General features: G+C 35.9%; 17 protein-coding genes. 12 read left to right on the plus strand and 5 right to left on the minus strand.

Features of this window, described 5'->3' with window-relative positions; genetic code table 11:
• The first annotated feature begins 224 nt into the window (after positions 1-224).
• The 7 genes from NRE15_RS02025 (at position 225) to NRE15_RS02055 (ending at position 11,291) form a co-directional block, all read left to right on the plus strand.
• On the plus strand, positions 225-1,265 hold the full coding sequence (locus tag NRE15_RS02025) for an aldose epimerase family protein (RefSeq protein ID WP_313793955.1): 1,041 nt from the start codon (positions 225-227) through the stop codon (positions 1,263-1,265).
• Between the two features lie 5 nt (positions 1,266-1,270).
• Entirely contained in the window at positions 1,271-2,443 is a 1,173-nt protein-coding gene (locus tag NRE15_RS02030; RefSeq protein ID WP_313793956.1) for a galactokinase, read from the plus strand.
• A 27-nt stretch (positions 2,444-2,470) separates the two neighbouring features.
• Positions 2,471-3,976, plus strand: a complete 1,506-nt coding sequence (galT, locus tag NRE15_RS02035) for a UDP-glucose--hexose-1-phosphate uridylyltransferase (protein ID WP_313794928.1) — start codon at positions 2,471-2,473, stop codon at positions 3,974-3,976.
• 22 nt (positions 3,977-3,998) lie between these two features.
• Positions 3,999-5,876, plus strand: a complete 1,878-nt coding sequence (locus tag NRE15_RS02040; RefSeq protein ID WP_313793957.1) for a beta-N-acetylhexosaminidase — start codon at positions 3,999-4,001, stop codon at positions 5,874-5,876.
• Between the two features lie 4 nt (positions 5,877-5,880).
• Entirely contained in the window at positions 5,881-7,308 is a 1,428-nt protein-coding gene (locus tag NRE15_RS02045) for an alpha-L-fucosidase (protein WP_313793958.1), read from the plus strand.
• Positions 7,309-7,724: 416 nt separating this feature from the next.
• Positions 7,725-10,340, plus strand: coding sequence for a bifunctional acetaldehyde-CoA/alcohol dehydrogenase (adhE, locus tag NRE15_RS02050; protein ID WP_313794929.1), 2,616 nt, complete (start codon positions 7,725-7,727; stop codon positions 10,338-10,340).
• 126 nt (positions 10,341-10,466) lie between these two features.
• A complete protein-coding gene (locus NRE15_RS02055; RefSeq protein ID WP_313793959.1) occupies positions 10,467-11,291 on the plus strand; it encodes a metallophosphoesterase in 825 nt (274 codons plus the stop codon).
• A gap of 133 nt (positions 11,292-11,424) precedes the next feature.
• Here the strand turns inward: NRE15_RS02055 and NRE15_RS02060 are convergent, their stop codons facing one another.
• Positions 11,425-12,354, minus strand: coding sequence for an Rgg/GadR/MutR family transcriptional regulator (locus NRE15_RS02060; RefSeq protein ID WP_313793960.1), 930 nt, complete (start codon positions 12,352-12,354; stop codon positions 11,425-11,427).
• A gap of 93 nt (positions 12,355-12,447) precedes the next feature.
• On the opposite strand from NRE15_RS02060, the gene NRE15_RS02065 reads away from it, so the two are divergent.
• The 3 genes from NRE15_RS02065 (at position 12,448) to NRE15_RS02075 (ending at position 14,518) form a co-directional block, all read left to right on the plus strand.
• On the plus strand, positions 12,448-12,582 hold the full coding sequence (locus NRE15_RS02065; RefSeq protein WP_313793961.1) for a hypothetical protein: 135 nt from the start codon (positions 12,448-12,450) through the stop codon (positions 12,580-12,582).
• A gap of 137 nt (positions 12,583-12,719) precedes the next feature.
• Entirely contained in the window at positions 12,720-13,400 is a 681-nt protein-coding gene (locus tag NRE15_RS02070) for an ATP-binding cassette domain-containing protein (RefSeq protein WP_313793962.1), read from the plus strand.
• Positions 13,400-14,518 carry a hypothetical protein gene (locus tag NRE15_RS02075; protein ID WP_313793963.1) on the plus strand — a complete coding sequence of 373 codons (1,119 nt, stop codon included), beginning with the start codon at positions 13,400-13,402 and terminating at the stop codon, positions 14,516-14,518. Before NRE15_RS02070 ends, NRE15_RS02075 begins: the two co-directional genes overlap by 1 nt.
• Positions 14,519-14,690: 172 nt before the next feature.
• Here NRE15_RS02075 and NRE15_RS02080 read toward each other — a convergent pair whose 3' ends face one another.
• The 3 genes from NRE15_RS02080 to NRE15_RS02090 all read right to left on the minus strand — a co-directional run bounded on the left by NRE15_RS02080 (position 14,691) and on the right by NRE15_RS02090 (position 15,922).
• On the minus strand, positions 14,691-14,882 hold the full coding sequence (locus NRE15_RS02080) for a type II toxin-antitoxin system RelE family toxin (RefSeq protein ID WP_313793964.1): 192 nt from the start codon (positions 14,880-14,882) through the stop codon (positions 14,691-14,693).
• The gene (gene relB / locus NRE15_RS02085; RefSeq protein ID WP_313793965.1) at positions 14,879-15,094 is read right to left on the minus strand and encodes a type II toxin-antitoxin system RelB family antitoxin; all 216 of its coding nucleotides are present in this window, start codon (positions 15,092-15,094) and stop codon (positions 14,879-14,881) included. The genes NRE15_RS02080 and relB overlap by 4 nt, the downstream gene beginning before the upstream one ends.
• 84 nt (positions 15,095-15,178) lie before the next feature.
• The gene (locus NRE15_RS02090; RefSeq protein WP_313793966.1) at positions 15,179-15,922 is read right to left on the minus strand and encodes a PAS domain-containing protein; all 744 of its coding nucleotides are present in this window, start codon (positions 15,920-15,922) and stop codon (positions 15,179-15,181) included.
• Positions 15,923-16,084: 162 nt separating this feature from the next.
• Between NRE15_RS02090 and NRE15_RS02095 the strand changes: the two genes are divergently transcribed.
• The gene (locus tag NRE15_RS02095; protein ID WP_313793967.1) at positions 16,085-16,705 is read left to right on the plus strand and encodes a carbonic anhydrase; all 621 of its coding nucleotides are present in this window, start codon (positions 16,085-16,087) and stop codon (positions 16,703-16,705) included.
• 76 nt (positions 16,706-16,781) lie between these two features.
• On the opposite strand, the gene NRE15_RS02100 is transcribed toward NRE15_RS02095, so the two are convergent.
• Positions 16,782-17,288: a GNAT family N-acetyltransferase gene (locus NRE15_RS02100; RefSeq protein ID WP_313793968.1), complete on the minus strand. Its 507-nt coding sequence runs from the start codon at positions 17,286-17,288 to the stop codon at positions 16,782-16,784.
• A gap of 147 nt (positions 17,289-17,435) precedes the next feature.
• Here NRE15_RS02100 and NRE15_RS02105 point away from each other — a divergent pair, with 147 nt between their 5' ends.
• Positions 17,436-18,656, plus strand: a complete 1,221-nt coding sequence (locus NRE15_RS02105) for a PQQ-dependent sugar dehydrogenase (protein ID WP_313793969.1) — start codon at positions 17,436-17,438, stop codon at positions 18,654-18,656.
• Positions 18,657-18,691 lie beyond the last annotated feature (35 nt).

The raw sequence follows: 18,691 nt of genomic DNA on the forward strand, positions 1-18,691 counted from the left end.
ATCATAACTCCTTAGTTAGAAAAAACGGTTAATTATAGCTAAATCATATCATTTATTAACCAATCGGTAAACAAATGAAGGAATAATTTCCTCTTCACAGATGACGCTTGTTGTAAACCAAAAATGGCATCGCTATAATAGGACTTGTAAAGGTTTTCTAATAAGTAGACCTGTTTTTAAGGCTGACTTTTCTATTAATAGTTAATAAATCTTAGGAGGTTAACATGGATTATCAAATTAAGTCGTTTGGTATATATGCAGGGATAGATTATGATGAAATATGGGTGGAGCATGATGGTGTCATTATTACTTTTTCCAACTTTGGTGCGCGAATAAACCGTTGGTTAGTACCTGATTCCAATGGGGAGCAAAAAAGTATCGTTTTAGGTTTCGATAATGCTAGCCATGCCGTTGAAGGTAAAGGTTATTATTATGGGGCAACTATTGCACCGATTGCCGGTCGAGTAAACAAGGGGCAATTTACCTTGAATAATGATGCCTATCAACTCACCATTAACGATGGCAAGAATCATTTACATGGTGGGCATAGAGCCGTTGATTTACAAAAGTGGGACTATGATGTTGATTTAACCGACGAGCAATTTAAGGTAACCTTTAGCTACACTTGGCCTGATGGATACAATGGTTATCCAGGACCGATAACGATGAAAGTTATATATAGTTATACCTTCAATCATACTTGGCGTATTGAGTATGTTGCGAATACGGAAAAGGCGACGCTATTTAATCCAACCAATCATGTCTACTTTAATTTAAGCGGTAATAATCAAGAGGATATTTTAAAGCACAGCCTACAAATCAATGCTGACCATTATTTGCCTGTATTAGCTGATGGATTGCCGCAAGGTACCATTGAATCAGTCACAGCGACCCCTTTTGATTTGCGTGAAGCGGTTGTCTTAGGCACGGTTTTAAATAGTAACTTTGACCAAGTTGCGATTAAAGACGGTTTCGACCATCCATTTTATTTGAATGAGTCAAATCCCAAAGCAATATTATCACTAGACGAAAACAATATACGTATTGAATGTCGAACCAGTAGTCCTTGTATTGTCGTTTATACTTCTCAAGTTGTTGATCAACCAATCGCTATTTGGGGGCAGGCGATTAAAAAATATGGTGGCATTACGTTGGAAACACAAATGGAACCTGATGCTATTAATCATACTAACTTTCATGATATTTCGCTTTACCCAGACCAAACTTTCCATGCATGGACAGAATATCAACTTATAAAGGAGTAGTTGTTATGTCAAATATAGATCATTTAAAGCAAGCGTTTGAGGAAATTTATCATCAATCAGCTGAACGAACCTTTTTTTCACCAGGGCGAATTAATCTTATTGGAGAACATACCGATTATAATGGGGGACATGTCTTCCCATGCGCGATTACTATCGGTACTTATGGACTTGTTTCTATGCGAGAAGATAAGTGGGTGCATTGTTATTCCACCAACTTTTCTGAATCGGGTATCATCCAAATTAATTTAGAAAATTTAGCGTATGCTAAACAGGATGGCTGGGCAAATTATGTCAAAGGTATGTTGAAATACATGCAAGCAGCCAGTCAGCCTTTTAGTCACGGCTTTAATCTACTGATTGAAGGAAATATTCCAAACGGGGCAGGGTTGTCATCCAGTGCTTCCCTTGAAATGCTAGTTGGTGTCATCGCAGACGCCATCTACGACTTGAAAATGGACCGGATTAAAATGGTCAAAATCGGACAACAAGTAGAAAATAAATTTATTGGTGTCAATTCTGGAATTATGGATCAGTTTGCTATTGGTATGGGTCAGGTTGACCAAGCGATATTTTTAGATGTTAATACTTTAGACTATCAATTTATACCAGCCGATTTTAAAGATTATCGCATATTAATTATGAATACCAACAAACGTCGCGAATTAGCCGATTCTAAATATAATGAACGTCGGTCACAATGTGAAGCGGCTCTTGAACAATTAAAAACCGAATTAAAAATAAATACCTTAGGTGATTTAGATAATGAAAGTTTTGAAGCGAATCGCTATTTAATTCAAGATCCTATTTTAGCTCAACGGGCTAAACATGCGGTTTATGAAAATACGCGGACGATTGCTGCTAAAGCATTACTTCAAGCAGGCGATTTAGAAAAATTTGGTCAGTTACTCAATGAATCTCATATTAGTTTACGTGATGACTATGATGTTACTGGAATTGAATTAGATACTTTAGTCGAAAGTGCTTGGAAACATGAAGCCGTGTTGGGCGCAAGAATGACAGGAGCAGGGATGGGGGGCTGTGCCATCGCTTTAGTTCAAAAAGATGCCATTGATGAAGTCAGTGAGTCTATCAAGCAAGACTATGAAGCCAAAATTGGTTATCCACCTAGTTTTTATATTGCACAAGTTGGTGACGGTTCGAAGGAACTGACTAATTAGTTAAAATAAGGAGTGAAGTAAGTGGAAATGCCTATCTCTCAAACCATTCAACAATTTGTTGATTTAGCAATTGCAGAAAATAAATTACCTGCCTTAGATAAAATTTATGTTACAAATAGATTATTAGCTTTACTACATTTAAGTGATTATGCTCCAACAGAACAAAGACAAAATGCTTATAGTTTATTGGAACTAATGGATTTGATGATTGCTTATGCCATTGAACAAAAAATTATCGAGGATGCTTTAAGTGAAAAAGAACAAATGGAAGCGGCTATAATGGATTTGTTAACCCCTACACCCTCCCATTTGAATGAAATTTTTTGGCAAACATATCAAAAGAGTCCCATTGAAGCAACCGACTATTTTTATGCTTTATCTCAAAATAATGACTATATTAAAACCCGTAATATTGCACGCAACATTGGTTTTACAACTTCCAGCAAGTACGGTGATTTAGAAATAACCATTAATCTTTCAAAACCAGAAAAAGATCCAAAAGAAATTGCTAAAGCACGTCATATCGTTAGTTCGAACTACCCTCAATGTGCTTTATGTATGGAAAACGAAGGCTATCAAGGCAGAATTAACCATCCAGCCCGTCAAAATCATCGCATCATCCGCTTTGATTTAGAAGGTGAGGTTTATGGTTTACAATACTCGCCTTATGTCTACTATAATGAACATAGTATTTTCTTAAATGAACGACATATTCCCATGAAAGTTGACCGTAAATGTTTCAATAATTTATTGTCGATTGTTGAAATTTTTCCCCATTATTTTGTAGGTTCCAATGCTGATTTACCTATTGTAGGTGGGTCGATTTTATCCCATGATCATTACCAAGGGGGACACTATACCTTTCCAATGGAAAAAGCTCAACCATATGCAAGCACAAAGTTGACGGCTTTTCCAACGATTGAAGTGGAATTAGTCCATTGGCCTTTATCAGTTATTCGGTTACGCTCAGCTAACAAACACGAATTAGTTGAAGCGAGTGATATCATCCTTAAGCATTGGCGTCAATATTCTGATGCATCATTGGATATATTAGCTTATAGCCAAGATGTGCCACATAATACCATTACGCCGATTGCACGCAATAAGGGTGATCAATTTGAAATGGATTTAGTCCTACGTAATAATCGGACAACAACTGAATTTCCGGATGGGATATTCCATCCGCATCAAGATGTTCAACACATTAAAAAAGAAAATATCGGTTTAATTGAAGTGATGGGATTAGCTATTTTACCCCCACGGTTAGTAGAAGAATTAGCAACTATTGAGCAGTATATTTTAGACAACGCCACATTAGATGAGGTAGCTCCAATTCACCAAGAATGGGCTAAAAGTTTAAAAGAAGAGTGGATACTTGCCAATGAAAATTCTGGCTTAACCGTTGATCAGTTTATTAAAGCTGGCGTTGGACAAAAATTTGAGCGTGTTTTAGAAGATGCCGGTGTATTTAAATTAGATGCATCAGGTAGAGCTGGTTTATACCGATTTATTGAATCCGTTAATTCACTATAAACAATAATAAGGAGATTTTTAAATGTCATATGAAGTCATTAAAGTACACGTTGAAGATCCTCAATTACGTAAGACCTTAGAGTTGCTTAGTCAAGATTTACATATTCAACTATCTGAAGAAGGGCACTTGCTTAATTATATTCAAAAAGATCAATTAATCGTAACGGTTGAAACGACTGATAATGATATAACAATCACGGCACCCGATTTACCACATTTTTATGCCGGACTTGCTCAAGTGGTCATGCGTCAACAAAATAGGCAACCTTTAAATTTTGAATTAGATTATCACTTTGAACGTAATGGGATTATGTTGGATTGTTCGCGTAACGGGGTTGTCAATGTCGCAACGGTAAAGAAATTTATTCGTCAATCAGTTGTGATGGGGCATACTTGGTTAATGCTGTATATCGAAGATGTCTATGAAATACCTGGTGAAGCTTATTTTGGAGCCTTTCGTGGTCGATATTCGCAGGCTAATTTAAAAGAACTTGATGCCTATGCCATTCAATTTGGTCTTGAATTGTTCCCAGCTATTCAAACCTTAGCGCATGTCAATCAATTTCTAATGTGGGAACATGAAATGCATCGGTATGGTGATATTGATGATATTTTTAATGTTAAGCGTGAGGCTACTTTACAATTAGTTGAAAAGATGATTGCTTCTTTATCTGAGTGTTTTACTTCTAACCGTATCCATTTGGGTATGGATGAAGCTTATAATTTAGGCCGAGGAACCTTTTTAGATGAGAACGGCTTACAAGATAAAACACAAATTATGTTAGATTACCTTGATCAATTAGTGGTAATTTGTGACAAATACCAAGTTCAACCCTTAATGTGGGATGATATGTTCTTTTCACATTATTCCAAATTCTCGAATGGTCAACAAGTGAAAATCCCTGAAACCATCGATTTGATGTATTGGGACTATTATCATACAACGCAAGAACACTATGAAGAAAAAATTGATCAAAGAAGAGAAATAGCCAAAGAAACCTCTTTTGCGGGTGGGTCTTGGCGATGGACAGGTTATGTGCCGCATCATATCAAGACCTTACGTACAACCATCCCTGCTTTAAATGCGGCTAAAGCTAAACAAGTCAAACGTGTCATCACAACCGCATGGGGCGATGATGGTTCTGAGGCACCATTTGAAACCGCCTTATTTGGCTTAACCTTGTTTGCCTACTTAGATGTCAACAATACTTACGATGAAGCTTTATTTGATCAATGGTTACAATTTTATACTAATCAAAACCTCACCACTTGGTTAAAACAAGGGGAATTGGACTTTCCGCTTGGGCAAGATGAGGCGGTATTCTTAGATGCCAATCCTTCAAAGTACCTATTGTACCAAGATTTGTTGTTGCCGGTCTTTATGCCTTATATCGAATCATTAGCTTTTGACTATGGCCAACACTTAATTGAAATCGCAACTTATTTTGAAGAAAATCAGTCAACAACTAGCTTATTACCTGATTTTTATGCAGTCTATGCAAGAACTTTGGCAGAACGTTGGGATTTACCTTTAAAAATTTGGGAATTGTATCATCAACAAGATAAAGCTAGTTTACGTGAATTGATTGTAAACCGCATTCGTCCAAATATAGATTCTTTACGCTTATTGCTACAAAAAAGACGTGCCATTTGGCTAGCCGAAAATAACCCAATGGGCTTAGAAATCATTGAGCAACGTTTTGGTGGTGTTATTATGCGCGCTGAGATGATAATTGAACGCTTAAATGCCTATATTGATAACGAGATTGAAGTGATTGAAGAACTCGAAGAAAAACGTCTAGATCCTTTGGCGTGGCATTATCAAGCTAAAGAAATTCCCCAAGCGGTTTCGTATATACGTACCGAACGTATTATGTCACGGTCACGTTATAGTTGGTAATCTAATGAATATAAATGAAACGATAACTATTCGTCCGAACGCCCGCCAATATCAGTGGCAACAAGTTGAATTTTTTGGCTTTATTCATTTTGGTATTAACACCATGAATGATGTCGAGTGGGGTGATGGTTCTGAATCGCCAAGTGTGTTTAATCCCTCTAAGCTTGATTGTCACCAATGGGTAAAAACGTTTAAAGATGCAGGTATGAAAGGTGCCATTTTAACCTGTAAACACCATGATGGTTTTTGTTTATGGCCTAGCCAATTTACCCAACATTCCGTCGCATCATCACCGTGGAAAAATGGAGTGGGAGATGTCGTTGCTGAATTTAGTCAAGCTTGCCATGATCTGGATATGAAGTTTGGGGTCTATTTATCCCCTTGGGATCGAGCGGAGTCAACTTATGGTCAAGGTAAAGCTTATGATGACTATTTTGTGCATCAAATAGAAGAGTTACTTACGAATTATGGGGATGTATTTGAAGTTTGGTTTGATGGGGCGAATGGTGAAGGACCCAACGGTAAAGTCCAAGTGTATGATTGGCAAAGATACTATGATACCATCCATCGTTTACAACCTAAGGCTGTGATTGCCATTAGTGGTCCTGATGTCCGTTGGGTAGGAAATGAAGCCGGTAAAACTCGAGACAACGAGTGGAGTGTTGTTCCCATTCAATATAGTAATCCTAATTATACAGCAGACCATTCACAACAAGTGGATGATGGGACATTCCCACTACATTTTGATGCAACCGATCAAGATTTAGCTAGTAGTGAACGCTTGGCTAATTATACAGGCGAATTAATCTGGTATCCCGCTGAAGTAGACACGTCTATTCGCCCAGGTTGGTTTTATCATGAAAATCAAGATGAGCAAGTGCGTTCTGCAGAAGAACTCTTTGATATTTATAAAGGCGCCGTTGGGGGTAATTGCGCTTTAATTTTAAATGTACCGCCAAACAAAGAGGGGCTATTTGCAGCTCAAGATATTCAAAATCTGCAGGCTTTAGGTAAGAAAATTAAGCAATTAAAACACTTGCGTCCAAAAGGTGATTTTAAATATTATGTTTCTTCCAATCAATTAGGATTAAACAAAGATACGATGCAAACGCAGCGTTTAACTGATAGTTATTGGCAGAGTGCTGTTGCAGATGAAACACCTTCAATTACCTTGAGATTTGAAGAGCAACAAGCAATAAATACGCTTATTTTACAAGAACATATTCTTGCGAGTCAACGCGTGGAACGTTTTACGATTTATTACCGAAAAAATAATCAAAAACAACAGCTTTTAAGTAGTGGGACGATTGGGTATCAAAAAATAGTTGAATTCGATACGCTTTATACAGATGAAATCTGGATTGAATTTAATGAATTTAGAGGTGACACTGTGTGTATAAACACAGGGATTGCAGGATACCTAGAGCGTTAGTCATGTTAATAGAGAATGACTTTGAATCAGTAGAATATTTAGGTTATGGCTAGGAAGTGCCGCATGTGGTCCTGAACTAGCGGAAGAATTCCGTCTTAATCAAGACAACTTTACACTCACATTTAGTTTAAACTTCTTCAAATAAATTCCCCTGCATAAAAACAACTCAGCGTAGCTAACAGTCTACGTTGAGTTGTTTTATTACATTGTTAAATATATCACAATGCGAACTGTTTTAATAATGTCGATGAAAATATTCAAAAAGTTATTTTCTAATAAAACCGACAATATAAGCGTTTGCATAAAATATTTTTATCTTTTTTAACAAAAAAGACTTTACAAACGTTTGTGAATGTTTTAACATGATGGTGTAAAGAAAACAAAGGAGAATGATTTGCATGACAATAAGTGAGAAAATGAGAGAAGAAATTCCTGTCTTAAGTGTCGAAGAATCGATTGATGAACTAGTACAAAAAGCATTAGTTGCTTTAGAAGCATACAGCGATTACGATCAAGCCAAAATTGACCATATCGTAGCAAAAGCATCCATTGCCGCCTTAGATCAACATGGTGTTTTAGCTCAACATGCAGTTGAAGAAACTCAAAGAGGTGTTTTTGAGGATAAAGCAACAAAGAATATATTTGCTTGTGAACATGTGACCAATTATATTAAAAAACAAAAAACAGTTGGCATCATTAACGAAGATGATGAAAATGGTTTAATTGAAATAGCTGAACCAGTTGGCGTAGTCTGTGCCATCACCCCCACAACCAATCCTACTTCAACAGCTATTTTTAAATCATTGATTGCCTTAAAAACACGTAATCCCATTGTATTTGCTTTTCATCCATCTGCTCAAGAATCCTCAGCTCATGCCGCCCAAGTCGTTAGAGATGCCGCTATTGCTGCTGGTGCTCCTAAAAATTGTATCCAATGGATTGAAGTTCCTTCTATGGACGCTACCAATGCATTAATGAACCATCCCGATGTGGCTACTATATTAGCAACAGGTGGGAATGCCATGGTAAAATCCGCTTATTCATGTGGAAAACCAGCTTTAGGTGTTGGGGCTGGGAATGTACCCGCTTATGTCGAGAAATCAGCCAATATTAAACAAGCGGCCAGTGATATTGTCCTAAGTAAAGCTTTTGATAACGGAATGGTCTGTGCTTCAGAACAAGCTATTATCGCTGACAAAGAAATTTATGAGGAGTTAAAAGAGGAAATTCTATCTTATCATGCCTATATCGTATCCGATAAAGAAAAAGCTCTCCTTGAACAATTTTGCTTTAATACAACAGCATTTAGCGAAACGGTTGATGATGCTAAATTAAATGCTTCCATCGTCGGTCGATCAGCGCATTGGATTGCTGAACAAGCCGGTTTTAAGGTGCCAGAGAAAACCAGCGTCTTAATTGCTGAAGTAACAGAAATTGGACCTAATGAACCACTCACACGCGAAAAATTGTCACCTGTTTTAGCGATGGCCAAAGCCGAGTCAACGGAAGACGGCATCCAAAAAGCCGTTCAAATGGTCAATTTTAATGGCTTAGGGCATTCGGCAGCCATTCATACCAGTGATGAAGATTTAGTTAAACGATATGCAAAAGCGGTTAAAGCCATTCGTGTTATTTGGAATTCTCCTTCAACCTTTGGAGGCATTGGTGATGTATATAATGCCTTTATTCCTTCCTTAACACTAGGATGTGGATCATACGGGGGTAATTCCGTTGGAGACAACGTTAGTGCGTTTAATCTATTAAATATTAAAAAAGTAGGGAGACGTCGGAATAACATGCAATGGTTTAAAATTCCACCAAAAATTTATTTTGAACGCAACTCAATTAAGTATTTAAAATCCATGCCACGTGTGAATCGTGCCATGATAGTCACGGACAAATCCATGATTCAACTCGGTTTTGTGAGTCGGGTCATTCGTCAACTGGAAGCTCGTAGTAACGAAGTTGTTTATCAAATCTTTGATGATGTAGAATCTGACCCAGATATAACAACCGTTCGTAAAGGCGCCGAAGATATGAAACAATTCCAACCAGATACAATTATTGCTCTTGGTGGGGGTTCAGTTATGGATGCCGCGAAAGTTATGTGGTTGTTTTATGAAAGACCGGAAGTTGACTTTAAAGACCTGGTCCAAAAATTCTTGGATATTCGTAAACGTGCGGTACGTTTTCCAGAGTTAGGTGAAAAAGCCAAATATGTCGGTATCCCAACCACTTCAGGAACTGGAGCAGAGGTCACACCTTTTGCAGTAATCTCTGATCGGTCAAAAAATATGAAATATCCTTTAGCCGATTACTCATTACTCCCAAGCGTCGCTATAATTGACCCAACCTTAGTTGAAACGGTACCTGCCTCAGTAGCAGCTGACACGGGTATGGACGTCTTAACTCACGCCTTAGAAGCCTATGTTTCCGTTATGGCCAGTGATTTTACTGACGGTCTTGCTTTACAAGCCATTCAAATGGTTTTTGAAAACCTTGAGGACTCTGTTTTACGCAACGATACACAAGCCCGTGAAAAGATGCATAATGCCTCTACATTAGCAGGTATGGCCTTTGGTAATGCCTTTCTTGGGATATGTCACTCCATCGCACATAAATTAGGTGGCTATTATCATACGATTCATGGTCGGACGAATGCGATTTTACTGCCATTAGTCATCGAATATAATGGTCAAAAACCAGCCAAACAAGCCAACTGGCCTAAATATAATTATTACCAAGCAGATGTTAAATATCAAAATGTAGCTAAACAACTTGGTTTACCAGCTGAAACACCAGAAGAAGGGGTTAAATCATTAGCCGATGCTGTTTATGATTTAGGATGCCGTGTAAGAATCGAAATGAATCTGAAAGCTCAAGGTATTGACCAAGAAGACCTTGAAAGTAAGGCAACTGAAATAGCTTACTTAGCTTATGAAGATCAATGTACACCTGTGAATCCAAGACTAGCCTTAGTCAGTGATATGGCTGATATTATTAAGAAAGCCTACCACGGCTACAAAGCATAAAACATTTTATAATAAATGTTACATATGTGAAAAATCGATTAAATAAGTGGTCACCCTTGTATCTTTTTTCTAAAATTGGTTATAATTAACTTTCAGAATATAGATAGAGAAGAGGTGACCCTTTACATGAAAAAATTCCTTGTTAGCCTCGTTAGCATCCTGGCAATTACCGGCCTAGCTACCGTTGCACTCAACAAAAAATTAAAGCATGTTACTTACCAATTCCAAGATCAAAACATCAAAACCCCAGTGCATATCGCTGTATTAACGGATTTGCATAATAATTTATACGGCCCTGAACAAGTCGAACTTATTGAAGAAATTAAAGCAACTAATCCGGACCTAATCCTGTTAGTCGGTGATATTTTTGAAGTAAATAATGGAACAGATAATGCTAAATATCTATTGGAATGGGTTGGAGCCAATTATCCTGCGTATTTTGTAACGGGTAATCATGAATACTATACAAAAGAAATCTTGCCTTTAAAGGAATTAGTAGAAAGCTATCATATTAAGGTACTAGATGGTGATGTTGCGGTTTTAAAAGTAGGGGAGACGTATTTACAAATCGGTGGGATGGACGATGGAAAACATAGTACAAATTATCCCAATCAAATGCGTCAATTAAATGAAAATTTTGATTCATCGATGGAAAGCTATAATATTTTATTGAGTCATCGTCCAGAAATATTTGAAGATTTTAATGACTTACCCCTGGATTTAATCCTCTCAGGACATACTCATGGTGGTCAATGGCGGATTCCTGGGTTAATAAATGGACTGTTTGCTCCCGATCAAGGTTTATTTCCTAAATATGCTGGCGGAGAATATGATTTAGGAAATCGAAATTTGGTCATCAGTCGTGGCTTAATTTACCAAAGTAAAATACCGAGAATTTTCAATCGTCCAGAATTGGTAACGATTGAATTAGTAAACGTTGAGAATGAATAACTGATAAGTACTTCAGCAAAACGATAATAAAAAATAAAGGGGTAGATAACAATAGTTATTCACCCCTTTTATTTTTTGCGTGTGGGAAGTAACAAACTGTCAATCAATAGAGGCTAATAAGCGATTCTGATAATTATGACAATTCGGCAATTGTTTTAGATGGCCTTTTGCTTTCCGCTTTCGTTGTTTTTGGTATTTTCTTCTTATTTTCAAGTAATAGTTCATCTAATTCCGTCTGTAAGATATTAGCCACATCGGATGCCTCAAAATGGACCATCAATCTAATAGCCTCATTGCATAAGTCTTCACCTTCCACAGTAGATCCTGTTTTGATTTTATAGATACCTTTTAAAAAGTTTAACCGATTTTTATCATAGAAAAAATGGGTTTCAAATAACGATTTATCTATATCCTTCAAAAGACGACTAACGGCGTTAAAACAATTTAGTTGGAGGAGTTTGTTTACAACATTCATCATCACTAACGCAAATGTGGAAGAATTGGTTCCTAGTGAATTATATTTTTCAGACCTACTGAATGCGATCCTAGAAAGGTCTTCAAGTTGTCCCTTTTTCAAAAAAAAGATACTATTTCCGAACAAACAAACTTCATAGTATTGCCATGATTCAACATTTTGTAAGTAATGTACTATTTCTAATGTTCTTTTGTGGTTAAATTTAATCTTATTAATATGATCAATCATTTGTTTGCAGAGAATAGTATTATGTATATGTCTAATATTTGGATTTCCTTGATATAGTTCACCCTCCTGTTCAATTAAATTATTAAGAGTAACAATGTTTTTACTTCGATATGCTTTTGCATATTTTTTTAAAAATATTTGTTGAGTATTTTCATTTAATTCTAAAGAAGAAACCCTTAATTCAGAATAAGTAATGTTTAATCTATCTAATAAGTCAAAAAAATTATCTAAACTTATATCACTTTTTTCTCGTTCAAATTGTGATAGAAATGAATCTGAAATAATTCCTTTAGAAGCCACCTCTAATGTCATACCTTTTGCTTCACGAATATTCCTTAATGCTGTTCCATAGCCTTTCATGTACATCTCTCCAGTCCTGAACTATTTTTAAGTATATTAAAGTTTTTAACTTTTTATTTTTTTTTATGTTAACTTACAAATATGGGGGTGGTTATGATAAAATATATTAAAGTTGTGTTGGTGTTGATTGGTTGTTTTGTTTTGCTAGGCAATGTAGAAGAGAAGGGCAACAATAAACTAGTAACTAAACCAGACTATTTTGATGTTATCGGTGAAAATGATAATTAATGACTTTGACAAACTAATTTTGATAGATTAGATTAAAGCGATTATACCATATAACTATAACCCCAACGACAATAGCGAAAGCTGATATAGATAATTATTATTTTAATATGATACATTTTAAGTTAAGGAGTCTCACTATGATTAAAATTAATGCTATTTCTAAAGCCTATAACAATCATTTGGTATTCAACCAGGTTAATTTAAGTCTCCCAGATCACGGGATAGTAGCACTGATTGGTCCTAATGGTGCTGGTAAAACAACACTGTTGAAATGTATTACAGGTATTGAAAAAGTATCAAGTGGCACGATAGAACTTGATAACCGAACGATTCATTCAACGAAAGATACCTTTCATCATGTTTCATACTTTTTAGGAAGTGAAACCTTGAGGTACGAACTGACAGGCAAAGATCATTTACTACTTCTAACAGATTCGCAACTTGAATTAGCTGATTATTATATTCATCAATTTAATTTAAAAAATATGCTGGATAAAAAAGTAAAAAGCTATTCAATGGGAATGAAGCAAATGTTACTCATCCTGTTAACACTTGCTCTTGATTCCAAAATTATCCTATTTGATGAATTAATTAATGGACTAGATCCAACGAATCGTCTTCTAGTCATGAATATTCTCACGCAGTTGAAAAATGAAAAACTCATTATCTTTTCTTCACACATTTTACATGATGTTAAGGAATTGTCTGATTCTGTTATTTTCATTATTAATCAAACGGTTTATTTTTATGATGATGTTTCGCTGCTAGATGTTAATGAATTATATGCTCAACATGTTAGTATGCCAGAGGTGAAGTAATGAAATTATTAAAATTTGAATCTCTAAAAGCAATTAATTCAGTTAAAAATCTATCCCTTATTCTAGTTCTTATTCTAGTGACAATAGGACATCTATTTTTTCTTCAAAATATATCTTCTAGTCATTGGAATAACAATTTAAATTTGATTAATGATAATATACAAATATTGAATCAATCGTTAGCTCAGGTGGAGAATGATTATCAAAATACAACGAGCGAAGAAAATAAAGCAAAACTATCTGAAGTAATGAACAACTTTGATGAACAAATCCAACGTTTAGAAATACAGCAAGAAGCTTTTAAATCAAATGACTATAAAACATATTGGACACTTGCTACTGAAGGTCAAAAAGCTCATTTAGAGAGTGATGGCAATATTAACCAAGAATTTGTTGATCGAATTGCGATTGTAGATTATTTAAATGATAAAAATCTTCCCTTTGAACGCAATTTAGATTTACCTGTAACTGGTTGGGGTGTTTTAGGTCAAATTATGCGGCAGTTTTCTGGAACTATTTTCATGTTATTGTTTATCATCTTATTAAGTGACATTATGTCTAACGAATTTAAAAACAATAGTTTTTCATTATTTCATTTTACTGTTCAAGATAAAAGCAAAATTATTGTGTCAAAAACTTTTAGTAATACATTTATCCTATGGATGATTATCTTGCTAATATTATTTGGTGTTTTCCTTGCTTTTGGAATCATCAATGGATTTGGAACACCACTTTATCCCATTGCAATCAAAGGAGCGACTGAAACAATTGTTGCTCCTATATGGCAAATCCTTATTTTATTTGTAGTCTATTTTTTAATCGTTTTAATTACGCTTGCATCATTAGCTATTTTAATTGGGTGGCTAACCAAGAATGATTTGTTAACGACGGGTTTGTTAGTTTTAGGTTACTATGGCTACAACTTAATCATTGAATTACCATTTATGGCACAAGTGAAATGGTTTATTCCTTTAACTTATCTCAATAGTTATGAAGTATTAACGCAATCACCTTTTAGCTCACTCGGAAAATCTTTCTTAATTGGGTTAGGTATTCTATTACTGACTAATGTAGTGCTATATCTCATCAATCGAAATTTAATTAAACGTGGTTCATGACAGAAGGGAATACTGTTAAACATAAAATAAGCAATGTTCCGGAACAGTAATGAAAATGAGTTCTGGCATATTGCTTATTTTATAGTTCAATTGAATTAATCGTTATAAATTATTTCTCGTTTCCCTACATTAATAACTAGAATAAGAGCACGATTGCCTTGAATAGTATAAATCACTCGATATTTTCCACTCGATATCTCCAAAAACCACTTTTATCAGAAGTTAAAGCTTTACCTGTCCAATGCGGATTATCTGATCCTTCAATATTTTTGTTCAACCAAAGTAATAATTGTCTACGAATGGATGTATCCAGTCTCATGAATTCTTTATAGGCTGGTTTATCAAATTCTACGTGATAATTCATAGACCTTCAGCCTTCAACATATCTTGAAGGGATACAGTTTCAACAGTCAGATTCTTTAATGCTTCTGTTCCAGCTTGTAAATCAAAATAATCTTCAATTTTCTCAGTTAGTGCTTGTTTCATTAGAGTCGATAATGGTTGCCCAGTTAATTCTGCATAGCTATTGAAAAGAGCTTCTTCTTGTTCATTTAATCTTATTGTTGTAACTCCCATTATTTTATAACTCCTTGATATATAGATTGTATTTCGGTTGGCAAGAAAGTAAGCTTCACTAACTATATTAATTTTATGTATCTTCTAATTCGGTACCAATGATTGATTTGATTTTTCTAAATAAAAATCAACGATGGGTTTGATATCCACAACATATTGGTTAATACCTTGATAATCACCATTTTCGTCATACATCCCTCGGTAATAATGAACCACAAACTCATCATCACTATTGGTTGGCATGGCAACAGGAATAACTTCTTCAGCGCCGGTTCTTAACTGATGAACCACCCAGGCTACATAATTATGAACCATATCCGGATGAGAACCCGCTAAAGGATCACCAACTTCTTCAATTGTTCTTGGAACAAACATATCTTCAGGATTCTTTGTATTATTATAGTATAAAAATTGATTGTTGCTATCAACGTAGGTTGATTCAAATGGCATGGTTTTTAAGAAGTTATTTATTTGATTGACGGTTAGAACACCACTATCTAACTGAACGTAAGTATCTCCACTCACGGCTTGCGTCATTTCTACTGCTTTTGCCATCCATTCTGAATCTTTAGGGTCGATATCTAAGGTCGTATTAATTTTTCCTGAAGCAGATAAATCTTCTAGTGCCGCAGCTTCTTCTGGGCTTGTATCACCAAAATCGCCATACATTTCTGTATCTGATGGTCTCTCGGATGCACCGCTCGTCACGTCTTGTGATGAAGCTATCGAACGCAACACCATCGGAAGTTTATCCATTCCATATCCAATCCCAATATATAAAGCAATTCCCAATACCGCACCCAGTAATACATACTTGAACTTTTTCATAACTTCTCCTTTTTGTGTTTTATTTCACTTGAAAATTTAGTATATCATATAAATATTATTAATTGAACCTTCGCTAGAAACTCTAAAAATATTTCTATTTGCTTATTGTTTATTAATAGACTAGACTTAGAATAGTGAGTATTATGGAAAGGATGGAAGAAATTGCAGGATTTGTATCAAGCTTTGAGATTATTTAAAGAAGATGATTATCGAACCAATCATGACTTATATGAATCTTTAAGTGAGTCGCAAACACCACATTCATTATTCATTTCTTGTTCGGATTCACGGGTGAGTCCGGAACGTTTATTGCGGGCGTATCCAGGAGAAATATTTCAAATACGTAATATTGCTAATATTGTGCCACATTCGAGTCAAAGTAATGATAATACAGCAACCACATCAGCAATAGAATATGCTTTAGAAGTCTTAGCTGTTGAAAACATTATTGTATGTGGACATTCAAATTGTGGTGGATGCGCCGCTGCAATAAATCCCTCGTTTGATGCGGGTAAATTACCTTTTACTGGCGCATGGATTTCTCAACTGCATGAACTAAGTGATTACGTTAATGAAATTCACGCTGAAGCGTCGATAGAGTTTAAATCGCGTAAACTAGAAAAATTAAATGTTATCAAGCAAATAGATAACTTGATGTCATATGTCAATATCCGCAAAAAAGTAGAAGAGGGTGTTTTGAAGATAAATGGCTGGCATTACAATATTGGATTAGGAGAAATTTCCATTTATAATGAATTAATCCAAGATTTTATGGTTATCTGATTTTTGATAACAGCTTGTTTTCCTTTGTGATTGCAAAAAAAGAAGAACTCCTGCAAATAGCAAGAGTTCTTCTTTTTTATTCGGGTAAAAATGATTTTATTAGGTAGATTACATCATGCCATTGATCAAATTTGTAGCCGATGCGTGGCAAGTAACCAACTTGTTTATATTGGTTTTTTTCAAAAAAGTTAAGGCTAGCTTTATTGGATGCAGTAATAATAGCAACCAAATTTCGGCGTCCTTGAATGGTCAGTTGGTATTCTAACACATCATACAGTTGTTGCCCAATACCTCTAGCTTTAGAGTCTTGTGCTACATAAATGCTGACCTCACAGCTTGGTTCATAGGCAGCTCTAGATGAGTAAGGTGTTGCATAAGCAAATCCGACAGCTTTTTGCTTCTCATCAAATGCGATAATGTAGGGGTATTTATTTGAATAGGTTTGAATACGGTGAGTCATTTCGGCTGCGTCGGGAGCTTCATATTCAAAACTGATAGCAGTTTCTTCTACATAGGGTTGATAGATTTTTTGAATGGCTGCTGCATCAAGCGTTGTTGCTGTTCGAATGGTTAACTTAGTCATAGGACACCTCCTAAAATGTTGATTTAGGTATATTTTAAACCACGGATTAGGTGTTTGTAAAGATAGAGTAAAATATTTTTCAAGCATATACAAATATGTTACGCTTAATTTAGTTATGTTACTAAGCTCAAGAAAGGTGGATTATTGATGAAAAATAAATCGAAACGAGTCAAGAGCATGGTTGTTTTATCCTTCTTAGGTAGCCAAATGATTGTTACGCTTGTTCAAGCGCAAGAGGGCGTTGAAACAAAACCTCCTGTAACTGAATATGAACCGCGTTTCCCTGAACAAACACGCGCCCAAGCTGTTGAAACTGAAGCAGAATATGATGTGAATGTTATTACGGAAGCGTTAAATTCCCCCTGGGGTATGGATGAATTACCGGATGGTCGATTACTGATTACACAAAAAAATGATGGGAATATGCTTATTTATTCGTTCGAAACAGGTGAGCTTGGACAACCCATTGTTGGTTTTCCTGAAGTAAATAACGGTGGTCAAGGTGGAATGCTTGATGTAGCGATAGCGCCAGACTTTAAAGAAAGTCGTTTAATTTATTTCACTTTCTCTGAAAATGTTGAAGATGGTACGGTAACAGCTGTTGGTCGTGGTCTTTTAAGTGAGGATGAAACACAAGTTGAAAATACAGAGGTAATTTTTAGAGCGGAACCTGCTTATAATGGAAATTTACATTATGGGAGCCGTCTTGTCTTTGATAATGAGGGTAACTTATACGTAAGTTTTGGTGAACGCTCCGATGCTGGCATTCGAGAAGAAGCACAAAATGTTGAAGCATACTTAGGAACGGTCATTCATATTACAGCTGATGGCCAAGCGGTGGAAGCTAGTCCCTATATCAATGATGCGCATGCTTTAGCAGAGATATTTACTTATGGTCATCGAAATGTACAAGGGATGGATATGCATCCGGAGACTGGAGAGGTTTGGATCAGTGAAATGGGGCCGCAGGGCGGCGATGAGGTGAATCGTTTGGAAGCTGGTTCTAATTATGGTTGGCCAAGAGTGAGTTATGGGATTGAATATTCAGGTGCACCGATAAATGAAGGGGAGACGAGTGGGGACAGCTTTACTGAACCGATTTACTACTGGGATCCGTCAATTGCTCCCAGTGGAATGGCTTTTTATGATAGTGATGTGATAGCTGAATGGGGAAATAATTTGTTTATTGGTGCTTTAGCTGGTAGTCATATAGCGCGGTTAGTGATTGAAGATAATTGGGTTGTTGGTGAAGAGCGTTTGTTAGCCAATGAAGAGCAACGTTTTAGAGATATTCATGTCGGGACGGATGGTGCAATTTATGCGATTACAGACCAAGGTCGATTATATCAGATTCAGAGTGCAGAGTAAGTAAAAATACTGGGCATAGAATGACTGATATATTA

This window comes from Fundicoccus culcitae (assembly GCF_024661895.1).
Classification (GTDB): domain Bacteria; phylum Bacillota; class Bacilli; order Lactobacillales; family Aerococcaceae; genus Fundicoccus_A; species Fundicoccus_A culcitae.